The sequence below is a fragment of the Massilia endophytica genome, from assembly GCF_021165955.1.
In the GTDB taxonomy this organism is placed as follows: domain Bacteria; phylum Pseudomonadota; class Gammaproteobacteria; order Burkholderiales; family Burkholderiaceae_D; genus Rugamonas; species Rugamonas endophytica.
Map to the genome: position 1 here is coordinate 4,226,620 of NZ_CP088952.1, position 14,142 is coordinate 4,240,761.

General features: G+C 64.6%; 10 protein-coding genes. 7 read left to right on the forward strand and 3 right to left on the reverse strand.

The genetic code is table 11. The features are described 5' to 3' along the window. Positions 1-106: 106 nt before the first annotated feature. From LSQ66_RS19355 to recQ, 5 genes are all read left to right on the forward strand, one after another. Entirely contained in the window at positions 107-928 is an 822-nt protein-coding gene (locus tag LSQ66_RS19355; RefSeq protein WP_231766819.1) for an NAD-dependent epimerase/dehydratase family protein, read from the forward strand. 120 nt (positions 929-1,048) lie between these two features. Next, positions 1,049-3,229: a glycoside hydrolase family 88 protein gene (locus tag LSQ66_RS19360; protein ID WP_231766820.1), complete on the forward strand. Its 2,181-nt coding sequence runs from the start codon at positions 1,049-1,051 to the stop codon at positions 3,227-3,229. An 87-nt stretch (positions 3,230-3,316) separates the two neighbouring features. Further along, the gene (locus tag LSQ66_RS19365) at positions 3,317-5,701 is read left to right on the forward strand and encodes a TonB-dependent receptor (RefSeq protein ID WP_231766821.1); all 2,385 of its coding nucleotides are present in this window, start codon (positions 3,317-3,319) and stop codon (positions 5,699-5,701) included. 208 nt (positions 5,702-5,909) lie between these two features. Further along, on the forward strand, positions 5,910-6,743 hold the full coding sequence (locus LSQ66_RS19370) for an undecaprenyl-diphosphate phosphatase (RefSeq protein ID WP_231766822.1): 834 nt from the start codon (positions 5,910-5,912) through the stop codon (positions 6,741-6,743). Positions 6,744-6,748: 5 nt separating this feature from the next. Next, positions 6,749-8,563 carry a DNA helicase RecQ gene (gene recQ, locus LSQ66_RS19375; RefSeq protein WP_231766823.1) on the forward strand — a complete coding sequence of 605 codons (1,815 nt, stop codon included), beginning with the start codon at positions 6,749-6,751 and terminating at the stop codon, positions 8,561-8,563. Here recQ and LSQ66_RS19380 read toward each other — a convergent pair. Further along, the gene (locus LSQ66_RS19380) at positions 8,521-9,513 is read right to left on the reverse strand and encodes an AraC family transcriptional regulator (RefSeq protein ID WP_407659537.1); all 993 of its coding nucleotides are present in this window, start codon (positions 9,511-9,513) and stop codon (positions 8,521-8,523) included. The genes recQ and LSQ66_RS19380 overlap by 43 nt on opposite strands. Positions 9,514-9,614: 101 nt before the next feature. On the opposite strand from LSQ66_RS19380, the gene LSQ66_RS19385 reads away from it, so the two are divergent. Next, positions 9,615-10,511 carry a DMT family transporter gene (locus LSQ66_RS19385; protein WP_231766824.1) on the forward strand — a complete coding sequence of 299 codons (897 nt, stop codon included), beginning with the start codon at positions 9,615-9,617 and terminating at the stop codon, positions 10,509-10,511. On the opposite strand, the gene LSQ66_RS19390 is transcribed toward LSQ66_RS19385, so the two are convergent. After that, positions 10,437-11,519 (reverse strand): hypothetical protein, encoded by a 1,083-nt coding sequence (locus tag LSQ66_RS19390; protein WP_231766825.1) that lies wholly within the window; start codon positions 11,517-11,519, stop codon positions 10,437-10,439. The two genes, LSQ66_RS19385 and LSQ66_RS19390, sit on opposite strands and share 75 nt — an antisense overlap. A gap of 135 nt (positions 11,520-11,654) precedes the next feature. Between LSQ66_RS19390 and LSQ66_RS19395 the strand changes: the two genes are divergently transcribed. Continuing rightward, a complete protein-coding gene (locus LSQ66_RS19395; protein WP_231766826.1) occupies positions 11,655-13,406 on the forward strand; it encodes an amidohydrolase in 1,752 nt (583 codons plus the stop codon). On the opposite strand, the gene trmB is transcribed toward LSQ66_RS19395, so the two are convergent. Then, a complete protein-coding gene (gene trmB, locus LSQ66_RS19400; protein ID WP_231770155.1) occupies positions 13,407-14,087 on the reverse strand; it encodes a tRNA (guanosine(46)-N7)-methyltransferase TrmB in 681 nt (226 codons plus the stop codon). Between the last annotated feature and the right edge of the window lie 55 nt (positions 14,088-14,142).

The window sequence follows — 14,142 nt, forward strand, 5'->3', positions numbered from 1 at the left end:
GCGACATATGACCGCACCCGTTGGTTGGCGAAGGCTGGCGATTGACTCGGCCCGGAAAAGCGTTATACTGAGTTAAACGTTTTCTTGAAAACCTTTCCAATACACCATGAATCAGACCAAAAGCAGCAAACCTTTCAAACGCCTGTTGTTAACCGGTGCCGGCGGCGGCCTGGGGCAGGTTCTGCGCGACCGCATCAAGCCATGGGCCGATGTGGTGCGCGTGAGCGACATCAAGGATCTCGGCCCCGCACGTGAAGGCGAAGAGGTCATGCTGTGCGACCTGGCCGACCGCGGCGCCGTCATGAAGCTGGTGGAAGGCGTCGACGCGATCCTCCACTTCGGCGGCATTTCGGTGGAAGACCGCTTCGAGCCGATCATGCAGGCCAACATCCTTGGCCTGCACTATCTGTATGAGGCAGTGCACAAGCATGGCGTGAAGCGCGTGGTCTACGCGAGCTCCAGCCACACGGTAGGCTTCTACAAGACCACCGACATCGTGGACGCCGACATGCCGCTCCGTCCGGACGGCTTCTATGGCCTGAGCAAGTGCTTCGGCGAGGCCCTGTCGCGCTACTACTACGACCGTTTCGGCACCGAGACCGTGTGCATCCGCATCGGCTCCTCCTTCCCCGAGCCGCGCAACCCGCGCATGATGGTCACCTATCTCGATTACGACGACCTGGTGGAGCTGCTGCGCTGCTCCCTGTTCACGCCGCGCGTGGGCCACACCATCACCTTCGGCACATCGGACAACGCAACGCGCTGGTGGGACAACCGCAAGGCTTCCCACCTGGGCTATGTGCCCAAGTCCAGCTCCAGCCGCTTCGCCGCGAACTTCCCGGACACGGCGGAACGCCCAGCGCCCGACGACCTGCCCACCATTTACCAGGGCGGTCCCTTCGTCACGGCAGGACCGATGTACGAGTGAGCTGACTGGAAGGGCTGCGGTGCAGCCCTTCCATTGAGCTTAAAAATGGTAGCGGTGTCATATATTTTTTAAAGAAGAATGGAAAGCTTTCCAGCATTTCCGGCACAAAGGAGACAGAACATGAAACATCCGAAGCTCGCAGGTCTTGTGCTCGCCGTCGCGCTCTGCCACGGCGCCCCGCTTTTCGCCCAGGATGCCCTGGCGCCCATCGCAGCCCAGGTTTCGGCCGCCGTCGCCCCGAAGACCGTGCTGTCGGCGATGGAGAAGGTGGCGGACTGGCAGCTGGCCAACCCAAGCCGCCATCGCCCGGACGACTGGACTCAGGCCGTTGGCTACACCGGCATGATGGCGCTGGCCAATATCTCGGGCGACCGCAAGTACCGCGACGCGATGGTGGCCATGGGCGAGAAGAACGGCTGGAAACTGGGCCCCAACCACTACCACGCGGACGACCATATCGTGGGCCAGACCTACGCCGAGCTGTATCTCCAGCTGCGCGAGCCGAAGATGATCGACGCCATGCGCGCGCACTTCGACGATATTCTCGCCAACCCGCGCGAAGGCACGCTGGAATTCACGGTCAAAGGCAACCAGGACCGCTGGTCCTGGTGCGACGCCCTGTTCATGGCGCCTCCCGCCTGGCTGCGGCTCTGGGCCGCCACCGGCGACCAGCGCTATTTCGACCTCGCGGTCAATCACTGGTGGCGCACCTCGGACTACCTGTACGACAAGGAGGAACACCTCTACTACCGCGACAGCAACTACTTCGGCCGCAAGGAAGCCAACGGCAGGAAGGTGTTCTGGAGCCGCGGCAACGGCTGGGTGATGGGCGGGCTCGTTCGCATGCTCCAGTACATCCCGGCTGGCCATCCGGCGCGCGCGCGCTTCGAACAGCAGTACCGCGAGATGTCCGCCCGTATCCTGGAACTGCAGCAGGAGGACGGCCTGTGGCGCGCCAGCCTGCTGGATCCGGCCACCTATCCCATGAAGGAGTCCAGCGGCTCCGGTCTCTACACCTACGCGCTGGCCTGGGGCGTCAACCAGGGTTTGCTGGACCGTGCGCAGTATGAGCCCGCGGTACGCAAGGCCTGGAGCGCGCTGGTGGCAAACGTGGATGCCGACGGCAAGCTGACCCACGTGCAGCCCATCGGCCTCGCGCCCAAGGTTTTCGACAGCAGCCTGACAGAAGTCTATGGCGTGGGCGCCTTCCTTCTGGCCGGGAGCGAGATGTACCGCATGGCGGTGCTGGAAAAGGCAAAGCCGCAGGAGATCCGCGTGAGCAACCGCAGCCCGGCCCTGCGCGGCGATGAGCTGGCGGAAGCGAAGCTCCAGCGCGGTGTAGCCACGCCAGTGGTGATGGATGCCGCGACATCCGCCATCCTCAACTCGCAGGTGATCGGCGACCGCATCCTCTTCCCCGTCAACCTGGCGGCAGGCGAAACTCACCGCTACCTCGTGCTGTCCGCCGACCGCCTGGCAGCCATGCCGCGGGCCGACGTGAGGACTCATGCCCGCTTCGTGCCCGAGCGCCTGGACGATTTCGCATGGGAGAGCGACCGCATTGCGCACCGTACCTACGGCCCCGCCATCATCAAGGACCCGAAGGAGCAGCTGGTAAGCAGCGGCATCGACGTGTGGGTGAAGCGCGTGCGTACGCCCGTTCTCGACAAGTGGTACGCCGCCGGGAACTATCACAAGGATAACGGGGAAGGCATGGACTACTACCACGTCGGCAGTACGCGCGGCTGCGGCGGAAGCACCATCTATAAGGACGGCAAGTTCCACAGCTCGCGCAACTTCGAAAGCTGGAAAGTGCTTGCCGACGGCCCGCTGCGTTCCGTCTTCGAGCTGCGCTTCCCGGCCTGGGATGCGGCAGGCCGCAAGGTATCGGAAATCAAGCGCATGTCCATCGACGCTGGATCGAACTTCACCCGCGTCGAGAGCCGCTTCACCGCCAGCGGCAAGGCGGCACTGCCTGTGGCCGTGGGCATCGTGCAGCGCCAGGGCGAAGGCCAGTATGCCAGCGATGCGGCTGCAGGCTGGATGAGCTACTGGGAGCCGCAGCACGGCGAGGACGGGGCCACCGGCTGTGCCGTGATCCTGCCGAAAGGCGCGGTCTTCGCCAACGCCGAACAGCACTACCTCGCGCTTGGCCACGCCGCGCCGGGCAAACCCTTCATCTACTACTTCGGCGCCGCCTGGAGCAAGGGCGGCGACTACGCGGACGGCGCAGCGTGGGAAAAGGGCGTGCGTGCATTCGCCGAACGCCTGAAAACGCCGCTGGCCGTCGAAACCCCATAAGCGAAAGGAGAACTGCCCGAACATTCCGCACCACCTGAAGCACAGGGCCGCAAGGGCGGCTCATCGAATAATAATCAGGAGATAAACATGCAATCTGTGAAACAGCAGCCGGGCCTTCGCCCCCTGCCCCTCGCTATCGCTGCCGCGCTGCTCTGCGCAGGCGCAGCCCAGGCCCAGGAAGCGGCTGATAGCGGCAAACTGGAATCGGTCGTGGTGACGGCCAACAAGCGCGCCCAGAACCTGCAGGACGTTCCCGCATCGATCACGGTGCTGGGCGACCAGCTGCTGCAGCGCGCGAACGTGCGTGAACTGGACGATATTCCCAACCTCTCGCCCGCGCTCACCCTGTCCTACGGCACGCAGCCCGGCAACTTCAGCATCAATATGCGCGGCGTGGGCACCTTCTCGCTGGGTATCGGCGTCGAGGCCGATGTAGCGGTGATTGTCGACGATATTCCGCTCGGCATGCAGGCCAACGCCTTCAAGGACCTGGCGGACGTGAACCGCATCGAAGTGCTGAAAGGGCCGCAAAGCACCCTGTTCGGCAAGAGCTCCATTGCCGGTGCGCTCAATATCACCACGAAGCCTATCGGTGGACCGGTGAAGGTGAACACCACGGCCCTCGTAACGGAAGACGATGAGTGGCGCGCGGGCGTGAGCGTTTCGGGCGCCGTGTCCGATACCTTCCGCATGCGCGTCGCGGCCAGCAAAACGAGCTACAAGGGCACCCTGAACAACCTCACCAGCGGCGGCAAGCTCAATGGCAGCAAGGGCGAGAACCTGAACGCGAAGTTCGAATGGCGCCCGACGGAGGACCTTACTTTCACCCTCGCGCCGCGCTACAACCGCACCGAGAAGTTCTGCTGCACCAATGCCTTCTCCTCGATGACGCCCGGCGGCCTGTATCGCAACGCGCCGCAGCTGCCGCAATCGGTGGTCCTGCGCGACATCAATATCAATCCGGAGAACCGCGATATCCGCAACGACTATCCCACCGGCGGCAAGTTCCACGACTGGGGCGCGGGACTGAAAATCGAGTATGCGCTGGGCGGCGGGCATACGCTCAGCTCCATCTCGTCCTACAGCAAGTACCACATGGACGACTACCAGGACAACGACGATACCGATATCGACATCCTGCAGTACCTCACCCTGCCCGACGGCTCGCCGACGAAGATGCACGGGGGGCTGTACCAGTACGGCGTATTCAACGTGAAGTCCACCACCCAGGAATTCCGCCTCACTTCGCCGGACAAGGGTGCGCTGCGCTATGTGGTGGGCCTCTGGTACGGCAAGAATGACCTGAACCGCGAGCTGACCAAGGCGCCGCTGATCTTCAACTACGGCACCAGCTACGGCGCGGATGCGTGGAACGTGAACAAGGCCATCTACGGCCAGGGCAACTGGGACTTCCGCCCCGATACCAGCCTTATCGCAGGTGCCCGCTTCAACGACGAAGACACCGGCTACAACTTCCGCCGCTACACCGTGCCGCCGCAAACCTTCGCCCAGACGGAGTTCTACACGAAATCCGACAGCAACAGCAGCCACACCTGGAAGCTGGGCCTGGAGCACCGCCTGAACCGCGACGCAATGGTCTACGGCACGGTCTCCACCGGCCACAAAGGCGTGGCCTACGACCTGACCTCCGGCTTTACCGCGGCGCTGGCGAAGAAGGACGCCGTTCCGGCCGAATCGGCGCGCAGCTATGAGCTGGGCTGGAAGCAGAGCCTGTGGGACAACCGGGCCATGTTCAGCATGGCCCTGTTCCGCACCAACTTCCGCAACTTCCAGCAGTCGGCGGGCTTCTTCGACTACGACGGCATCTTCCGCACGGCCCTGAACAGCCTGGGCGGCCTGCGCACGCAAGGCGTGGAAGTCGAAGGATCGGTGCGCGTGACGCGCGAACTGCAGCTCAATGGCAGCTTCGCCTACACGGAAGCCACCATCACCGAGTTCGAGAACGGCCCCTGCTACAACGTGCTGAACGACGCGGGCACCGGTTCCACCCCGGGGCCGGGCTGCTTCAAGAGCCCCAAGTTCAACAACACCAATGTGCAGAACCTGGCGGGCAAAACGCTGCCGAACGCGCCGAAGGTGAAGATCAACCTGGGCGGCCAGTACGACATTCCACTGGCCACGCAGGGCTTCAACGCCTTTGTGGCGGGCAGCACGCGCTTCCAGAGCCGCACGCAGTTCTCCCTGAACCAGGACCCGATGACGCTGCAGGGCGCCTACAGCATCACCAACCTGAGTTTCGGCCTGAGCGACAAGAAGGGCCGCTACAAGGCTTCCCTGTTCGTCAACAACCTGTTCGACAAGCACTATGCGGCTGGCCTGAACAACAGCATCGCCAACGGCACGTGGAGCCCGAAAGCGCCGAATGTGCCGCGCGCCGTCAACACCACCTCCTGGCTGCCGCCGCGCGACTTCGCCCGCTACTTCGGCGCCCGCCTGGACATGACGTTCTGAGTTCTGCTCCCCGGCATGGTCATGCCGGAGTCTCTCTTGCGCCGCCCACGGCCTCCGTGGCGGCGTTTTTTTAAGGCTGCATCAAAACCCTCTCTTTTTACCTGTGCCAGACTCCTAGCGGGTGCGGCTGGGAGAGCGCTCGTGGTAAGCTTCGTGCCCGCGCCATGCGGGCTGCACGCCTCTCTCCCGACCTTTTATAAAAAACACAATGGATATCATTCTTGCGTTGAAGGCCCTGATCATGGGCCTGGTAGAAGGATTCACCGAGTTCCTGCCGATTTCCTCTACCGGCCACCTGATTCTGGCCGGCAGCCTGCTCAATTTCACCGGCGAGAAGGTCAAAGTGTTCGAGATTGCGATTCAGGCCGGCGCCATGCTGGCAGTGATCTGGGAGTACCGCGCCAGGATCGGGGCGGTACTGGCGGGGATCTTCAGCGACCGCAAGGCGCAGCGCTTCGCCCTGAACGTGGCCATTGCCTTCGTTCCGGCGGCGATCCTTGGCTTCATTTTCGGGAACAGCATCAAGGCTGTGCTCTTTGCTCCCCTGCCCGTGGCGCTGGCCTTCATCATTGGCGGCCTGGTCATCCTGTGGGTGGAGCGCCGCGCCCGGACGCAGCCGGTCTCCGTGCGTGTGCAGTCCGTGGACGACATGAGCGCGCTCGATGCATTGAAAGTGGGCTTCGCCCAGGCATTCGCCCTCATTCCGGGCACCAGCCGCTCCGGCGCCACCATTATCGGCGGCATGCTGTTCGGTCTCTCGCGCAAGGCCGCCACCGAATTCTCCTTCTTCCTCGCCATTCCGACCCTGCTCGCGGCGACCTTCTATTCCCTGTACAAGGAACGCGCCCTGCTCTCCGCGGCCGACCTGCCGATGTTCGGCGTGGGCACCGTGGCCGCCTTTCTATCGGCCTTCCTCTGCGTGCGCTGGCTCCTGCGCTATATCGCAACCCATGACTTCACGGTGTTCGCCTGGTACCGGATCGTATTCGGCCTGGTGGTGATCGCCTCTGCTTACTCCGGCCTGGTGACGTGGGCCGACTAGAAACAATGAACGAAACCAGCGAACGCGCCCTCCACCTGCTTCAAACGATCTTCGGCTATCCCGCCTTCCGCGGGCAGCAGGGAGAAATCGTCGAACACGTGGGCAACGGCGGCGACGCGCTGGTGCTGATGCCGACCGGCGGCGGCAAGTCGCTGTGCTACCAGATTCCGGCGATGCTGCGCGACGGCGTCGGCGTCGTGGTATCCCCCCTGATAGCGCTGATGCAGGACCAGGTGGATGCGCTGGCCGAAGTGGGCGTGCGCGCCGCCTTCCTGAATTCGACCCAGACCTGGGAAGAAGCCGCGCGCATCGAACGCCTGGTGCGCACCGGCCAGCTCGACCTGGTCTACGTGGCGCCGGAGCGCCTGATGACGCAGCGCTGCTTCGACCTGTTCCAGGACTCGAAGATCGCCCTCTTCGCCATCGACGAGGCCCACTGCGTATCGCAATGGGGCCACGACTTCCGGCCGGAGTACATCAAGCTCTCCGTATTGCACGAGTACTTCCCGGACGTGCCGCGCATTGCGCTCACCGCCACGGCGGACCAGCAGACCCGCGCCGAGATCGTACACCGCCTGAAGCTGGAAGATGCGGCGCAGTTCGTGTCTTCCTTCGACCGTCCGAACATCCGCTACCAGATCGTGGAAAAGGCCAATGGCCGCAAGCAGCTGCTGGACTTCATCACCACGGAGCATGCGGGCGATTCGGGCATCGTGTACTGCCTGTCGCGCAAGAAGGTGGAGGAAACGGCGGACTTCCTGAACGAGAACGGCATTCGCGCCCTGCCCTATCACGCAGGCATGGATCACGCGAAGCGCGCGGACAACCAGGCCCGCTTCCTGCGCGAGGAGAACATTGTGATGGTCGCCACCATCGCCTTCGGCATGGGGATCGACAAGCCGGACGTGCGCTTCGTGGCCCACCTGGACCTGCCCAAGAGCATAGAAGGCTACTACCAGGAAACCGGCCGCGCAGGCCGCGACGGCTTGCCCGCCAGCGCGTGGATGGCCTACGGCCTGCAGGACGTGGTGCTCCAGCGCCGCATGATCGACGAATCGGAAGCGGACGAAGGCTTCAAGCGCGTCCTCGGCACCAAGCTCGATTCCATGCTCGGCCTGTGCGAAACCCTGAGCTGCCGCCGCGTGCGCCTTCTGGACTACTTTGGCGAACCCTCCACGCCCTGCGGCAACTGCGACACCTGCCTGCTGCCGCCCGTCTCCTTTGACGGCACGGTGCCTGTGCAGAAGCTGCTCTCCGCCATCTACCGCGTGGACCAGCGCTTCGCCGCGGGCCACGTGATCGAGGTGCTGCGCGGAATCGAGACGGAGCGCATCAAGACCTGGCACCACGATTCCCTCTCCGTCTTCGGCATCGGCGCAGACCGCAGCGAACAGGAATGGCGCGCCATCCTGCGCCAGGTAATTGCGCTGGGCCTCGTCACCGTCGATCATGAACAATACAGCTCCCTCAAGCTCACCGACGCAGCCCGTCCCGTGCTGAAGGGCGGCCAGAAGGTGCAGCTGCGCCAGTACCAGAAGCCGGTCAAGCAGAAGCGCGCTGCTGCGCCCAAGGGCTACACCGAGACGGACCTGGATGGGGAGGAGCAGAAGATCTTCGACAGGCTGCGCTCGTGGCGCATGGGGACGGCCCGCGAGCATAATGTGCCCGCCTACGTCATCTTCGTGGACGCCACGCTGCGCGAGATCGCCAAGGCCAAGCCACAGTCGCTGGACGACCTGCGCGGCGTATCGGGCGTGGGCGAGAAGAAGCTCGCTTCCTACGGCGAGGAGATCGTACGGCTGCTGGCCGACATGACCTGACGGAAGCGGCTGGGCGAAGCGCCCAGCGCATCGCGGAAGCGGTGGCCGAAGTGGCTCAGGTCCGCGTAGCCGCAGGCGTCGGCGATCTGCTGCAAAGGCAGCTCGCCTTCCTTCAGCAGCCTGCGCGCGCGTTCGATGCGGCGCGCCGCGATCCAGCTCGATGGCGGCATGCCGAAGCTCACGCGGAACATGCGCGCCAGATGAAACTCCGACAAGCTTGCCAATTCCGCCAGCATTCCCAGGGTGATCGGCTGGTGCAGGTTCGCTTCGATGTATTCCGACAGGCGGCGGCGCAGGTGCGACGCGAGCCCGCCGCGCACGCGCAGCGAAGGCTTCACCATCGACTGCGAGTGCAGCAGTTCGCTGAGCGCCTCGTGGGTCAGCTCGTTGGCACGCAGGAGCTGGTCGGAGTCCTCCCAGGGCGTAACCAGGAGATCCTCGAAGATCTGCACGATACGCGGATTCTCGAAATACGTCCGGTCCTGCAGCGTGAGCTCGCGCGGCTCGCGGTCCAGCTCCGCCACGGCGCGGCGGGTGAAGTGCTCCGGCATGAAGTAGATGTGCATGAGGCGCAGCGAATCGCGCACCACCCATTCCGATTCGTGCCAGTCCGGCAGTGAGCACAGGCGGCCGGGAGCCCCGTACTGCCCCGGCGCGCCCTCGCGTTCGACGCGGTAGCCACCGCCCAGATAGCAGGACAGGGTGTGATGGCCCGGCTGGGCATAACTCGTGAGCTGTTCATCCGTGCTGCGGCTCCAGACGGCAGCCGCCAGGCCGTCGCCGAGCCAGGCGAAGCGTTCGAGCACCGCATCGGTGCCGGACATGGTCTGGAACACCGCATGCGCCATCGCATCGCGCGGCGCCTCGGCCAGCGCCGACTGCGCCGCAGGCGAAGCGCGGTTCGCGGCGGCGGGAAACAGCTCGGCAAAGGACGGCGCGCAGGAACCCATGCCGAAAAGTCTAGCACGCAGCCGCCATCGCTGCTGGACAGCCCCGAAAAATGCGCAAGAACAGACAAGCGCCCGCCCCCCCGCCCCAGCAGACTGGCGGCATGAATACCTTCCTCTACCTGCTGACAGTCCTGATCTGGGGCACCACCTGGATCGCCATCAAATTCCAGCTCGGCGTCGTTGCCGCCCCGGTGTCCATCGCCATCCGCTTCTGGATGGCGACCGCCGTGATGTTTGTCCTGCTCTTCCTGCTGCGCAAACCCGTCTGGCCGCCGCGCCGTGCATGGCGCTATCTCTTCGCGCAGGGCCTGGCCCTCTTCTGCCTCAACTTCCTGTGCTTCTACTACGCCAGCCAATGGATGCAGAGCGGCCTGGTGGCCGTGGTGTTCTCCACCGCGCCGATCTGGAACGCGATCAACGGCCGCATCTTCCTGAAGAAGGCCATCCGCCCCCAGGTGCTGGCGGGCGCCCTGCTGGGCCTCTGCGGCATCAGCCTGCTCTTCCTGCCGCAGATGCGCGGCCACTGGACCGACAGCGGCATGCTGGTCGGCCTGGGTCTCGCCCTGCTTGGCACCCTGTGCTTCTCCGCCGGGAACCTGCTCTCCAGCCGCATGCAGGCGCTGGGCCTTACACCCTGGACCACCAATACCTGGGCCATGCTGATCGGCAGCACCGTGCTCACCCTCGGCTCGCTGGCCGCGGGCATGGAGTTCGCGTTCGAGCCGACGGCGCGCTATATCGGTTCCCTGCTCTATCTTGCGATTCCCGGCTCGGTGATCGGCTTCACGGCCTACCTCATGCTGGTGGGCCGCATCGGGGCGGACCGCGCAGCCTACTGCACGGTGCTCTTCCCCATCGTCGCGCTGACGGTGTCCACGGTGTTCGAAGGCTATGTGTGGACGGCGACGGCCTTCGGCGGCCTGCTACTGGTTCTCGGCGGGAACCTGCTGGCCTTCCTGCCCGCCGGGCGACTGCCGCTTCTGGCGGCGCGGCAGTAGTAGCAGGCCGGCCAGCATCAGCATGAATTGGTGGGGTTCCGGCACCGGCGTCACCTCGAAGGGGCTCAGCAATACGCCAAAATAGTCGTTGGTGAGCGGATCACGCAGCGAGGCTGAGATCTGCCCCTGGTCATTGATGTCGTACAGATCGTCGAGCTGGTAGCCAAGGTATTTCTGCTCGTCGATGAGCGTGGCCAGATCGATGGATCGGCCATCCTGCCAAAGATAGTGGCGGTCGCCGGACCAGATTGCCGCACCGTTGTTGTTGATTGCCCGTAACCAGCCGTGGCCGAGATCGATCATCTGACCGTTCTCCCACACGACGGCGTGCAGGCCTCCCTGGCTGTCGATGCTGTAGCCGCCAACCATTCCCTGGTCGTTCACGAACAGGGCCCTGCTGGCGACGCTGGGGGAGTTCAGCACTTGCAGCACGCCGTTGCGCCAGATTACCCCCTGCTCGCCTTCGCCATTGTCTGCCCAGCCAACAATCTCTCCGGCATTATTGATATCCGACGCGCCCGAGCGGGCGAAGCCGCCGCTGTCGAGCATGTTCATGACCCCATCCTGCCAGCGAAAGCCCCGCACCACCGCGTTCCCGCCAAAACCTGTGTGCATTCCGCCCACCACGACGTTGCTGTCGTTGAGGCTGCGCCCACTGTTTGTAATGATTGTGCTGGCGGGCAGCGGGATGAGCGTGCGCCGCCCGTCCTGATACCACAGGCCCAGGCCTTGCGTGTTGCCGAAATAGGTGATCAGCGCCGTTCCGCTTTCGTTAAACCCGTTTACTTCACCGAAGAAGCCCGGTATGGCAAATTTTGTTTTCGTGCCATCGGCATCGAGGCGGACGCCCCATTGCTGGCCTCCGACCCATATGCCGCCCGCCGCCTGCCTCTGTTCATTGAGCAGCACGTCCACGGATGGCGACCAGAACCGATACACCTGGTATTGTTGGGCTTGCGCGGCGCCGGTACAGAAAAGGGCCGCGAGCAGGAATAGACGGGAAATCATGGACGCCTCCAAGGATTGGGAAAAGCCATTCTCCCGAAACCGCGGCAGTCCTGCCGGGATATGTCAGCCGCGCGCCACGCTTGCCATCCGCAAGTGTGGCGTATCATTTCCTAAACGCACAAACAGGACAGGACCATGCGACGGATCTTCTGCTGCGCAGCCATGGCGCTTCTCTACGGCGCCGCCAGCGCCGCCCCCACGGCGGACATGGTGCTTCGAAACGGCGCCGTAGTAACGCTCGACGCACAGAACACCGTGCTGCAGGCGCTCGCTGTCACGGACGGGCACATCGTCTACACCGGCAACGACAACGACGTGCGCCCCTACATCGGCCCGAACACCCGGGTGATCGACCTGCAAGGCCGCATGCTGATGCCGGGCCTGATCGACGCCCACATGCATCCGCAATCCGGCGGCGCGCGCCTCCTGAACTGCAACCTGAATTACGAGAAGCTCACCGTTCCCCAGTTCCAGGCGCGCATCCAGGCCTGCATCGACAAGGACGGAGAGCGCGATCCCAAACGCTGGCTCGTCGTGGTCAACTGGTTCCAGCAGGGTATGCAGCCGGACGGCGTGGCCATGAGCCATGCGATGCTGGACGCGCTGCGCACGCGCCGCCCCGTGCTGGTGCGCTCCTCCTTCGGCCATTCGGTGCTGCTGAACACGCGCGCCATGCAGCTGGCCGGAGTGCGCGACAACACGCCCGATCCGCACGGCGGCAAGATCGCGCGCGACGCGGCAGGCAAGGCCACCGGCCTGCTGGAGGACGCCGCGCAGGATATGGCCATGAACCTGCTGCCGCCGCTCACGCCTGCCGAGAATCTCGCCGCATCGGCGCGTGCGCTGGATGCGATGCGCAGGCAGGGCGTAACCACCTTCCTGGACGCCTATACCGACCCCGAAACGCTCACCGCCTTCGCTGCCCTCCAGCGCCAGCACAAGCTCACTGCACGTGCCCATTTCGCCGTGCTGGTGGAGCCGAAGGACAGTCCGAAGAAAGCCGTAGCCTCCATCCGCCAGCTCGCACGGCGCTTCGACCAGGGGCCGGCGCGCGCGGAGCCGTCGATGCAGGTGCGCCACGCGAAGCTGTTCATGGATGGTGTGATCGCCGCCCCGGCGCTCACGGGCGCCATGCTCGCGCCGTATTACAGCGAATCGAGAGGCGAATGGGCGCCCGGCAGCAGCGCGGGTCCGGACAGCTACTTCACCCAGCCCGCACTGCGCGCCATGCTCGCCGCCCTCGCCGCCGCCCGCATCGACCCGCATATCCACGTGGACGGCGACCGTGCCGTGCGCGACACCCTCGATGCAGTGGAAGCCCTGCGCGCAACGCCACATGGCAAAGCTGCGCGGCCGGCGCTGGCGCACAACGAGATCGTGGACCCGGTGGACTACTCGCGCTTCGCGCAGCTGGACGCCACGGCCGTCCTCTCCTTCCAGTGGGCCAAGCCCGCACCGGACACCGTCGGCGCCCTCAAGCCGTATATGGGCCCGCTGCGCTACGATCTCGTGGAACCACAGGAGCTGCTGCGCCAGGCAGGCGCCCGCATCGCCTTCGGCAGCGACTGGCCCGTGGACCCGCTCGACCAGTGGTTTGCATTGAAGGTCGCCGTCACGCGCACAGCGGCGCCGGATGCGGGCGAGGAGTACGCGGGAAGGCTGGGCACCCAGCCCGGCATGCCGCGGCTGGCGGCGCTGCGCGCTATCACCATCGATGCGGCCTATGTGCTGCGGCAGGAGAAGGACACCGGCTCGCTCGAAGTGGGCAAGCTGGCGGACATGATCGTTCTGGACCGCGATTACTTCACGGTGCCGGAAGAGGAGATCGCCCGCATCAAGGTGCTGCGGACGATCGTCGGAGGAAAAACGGTGTACGAAGCGGAGTGATTACTTCTTCGTGAACACGAGGTCCCACACGCCGTGGCCCAGCTTCAGGCCGCGGTTCTCGAACTTGGTGAGTGGACGGTAGGACGGCTTCTCAGCATAGCCTTCGGCCGTATTCTGCAGGCCCGGTTCGGCGCTCAGCACCTCCAGCATCTGCACCGCATAATCTTCCCAGTCCGTCGCCAGGTGCAGGTAGCCGCCCGGCGCCAGATGCGACACGAGCTTCTGCACGAAAGGCGCCTGGATCAGGCGGCGCTTGTTGTGGCGCGCCTTGTGCCAGGGGTCGGGGAAATACACATGCACGCCCGCCAGTGAATTGGCCGGGATCATGTGGTTCAGCACCTCCACCGCGTCGTGCTGGATGAGGCGCAGGTTCGACAGCTCCTGCTCGCCGATCAGCTTGAGCAGGCTGCCCACGCCAGGGGTGTGCACTTCCACGCCGATGAAATCCTTGGCCGGATCGTTCTTCGCGATATAGGCCGTGGTATCGCCCATGCCGAAGCCGATCTCCAGCACCACGGGCGCCTTGCGGCCGAACACCTGCTCGAAGTCGAGCGGCGCCTTGGCGTAAGGGATCATGAAGCGCGGACCCAGCTCGTTCAGCGCGCGTTCCTGCGCGGTGGAGAGGCGGCCTGCGCGCGTGACGAAACTGCGGATCCGGTGTTCGGTCGGGTCGTACAGCATGGTCCGTGCGGGACCGTTCGTTGGCGTATCGGAGGACATGAAAGGCGACAGCAAA

What these genes read in the sequence shown, in the direction of transcription:
- LSQ66_RS19365 (WP_231766821.1), top strand. Translation starts at nt 3,317, where the DNA reads ATGCAATCTGTGAAACAGCAGCCGGGCCTTCGCCCCCTGCCCCTCGCT.
- LSQ66_RS19370 (WP_231766822.1), top strand. Translation starts at nt 5,910, where the DNA reads ATGGATATCATTCTTGCGTTGAAGGCCCTGATCATGGGCCTGGTAGAA.
- LSQ66_RS19380 (WP_407659537.1), bottom strand. Translation starts at nt 9,513, where the DNA reads ATGGGTTCCTGCGCGCCGTCCTTTGCCGAGCTGTTTCCCGCCGCCGCG.
- LSQ66_RS19360 (WP_231766820.1), top strand. Translation starts at nt 1,049, where the DNA reads ATGAAACATCCGAAGCTCGCAGGTCTTGTGCTCGCCGTCGCGCTCTGC.
- LSQ66_RS19355 (WP_231766819.1), top strand. Translation starts at nt 107, where the DNA reads ATGAATCAGACCAAAAGCAGCAAACCTTTCAAACGCCTGTTGTTAACC.
- LSQ66_RS19385 (WP_231766824.1), top strand. Translation starts at nt 9,615, where the DNA reads ATGAATACCTTCCTCTACCTGCTGACAGTCCTGATCTGGGGCACCACC.
- trmB (WP_231770155.1), bottom strand. Translation starts at nt 14,087, where the DNA reads ATGCTGTACGACCCGACCGAACACCGGATCCGCAGTTTCGTCACGCGC.
- LSQ66_RS19395 (WP_231766826.1), top strand. Translation starts at nt 11,655, where the DNA reads ATGCGACGGATCTTCTGCTGCGCAGCCATGGCGCTTCTCTACGGCGCC.
- LSQ66_RS19390 (WP_231766825.1), bottom strand. Translation starts at nt 11,519, where the DNA reads ATGATTTCCCGTCTATTCCTGCTCGCGGCCCTTTTCTGTACCGGCGCC.
- recQ (WP_231766823.1), top strand. Translation starts at nt 6,749, where the DNA reads ATGAACGAAACCAGCGAACGCGCCCTCCACCTGCTTCAAACGATCTTC.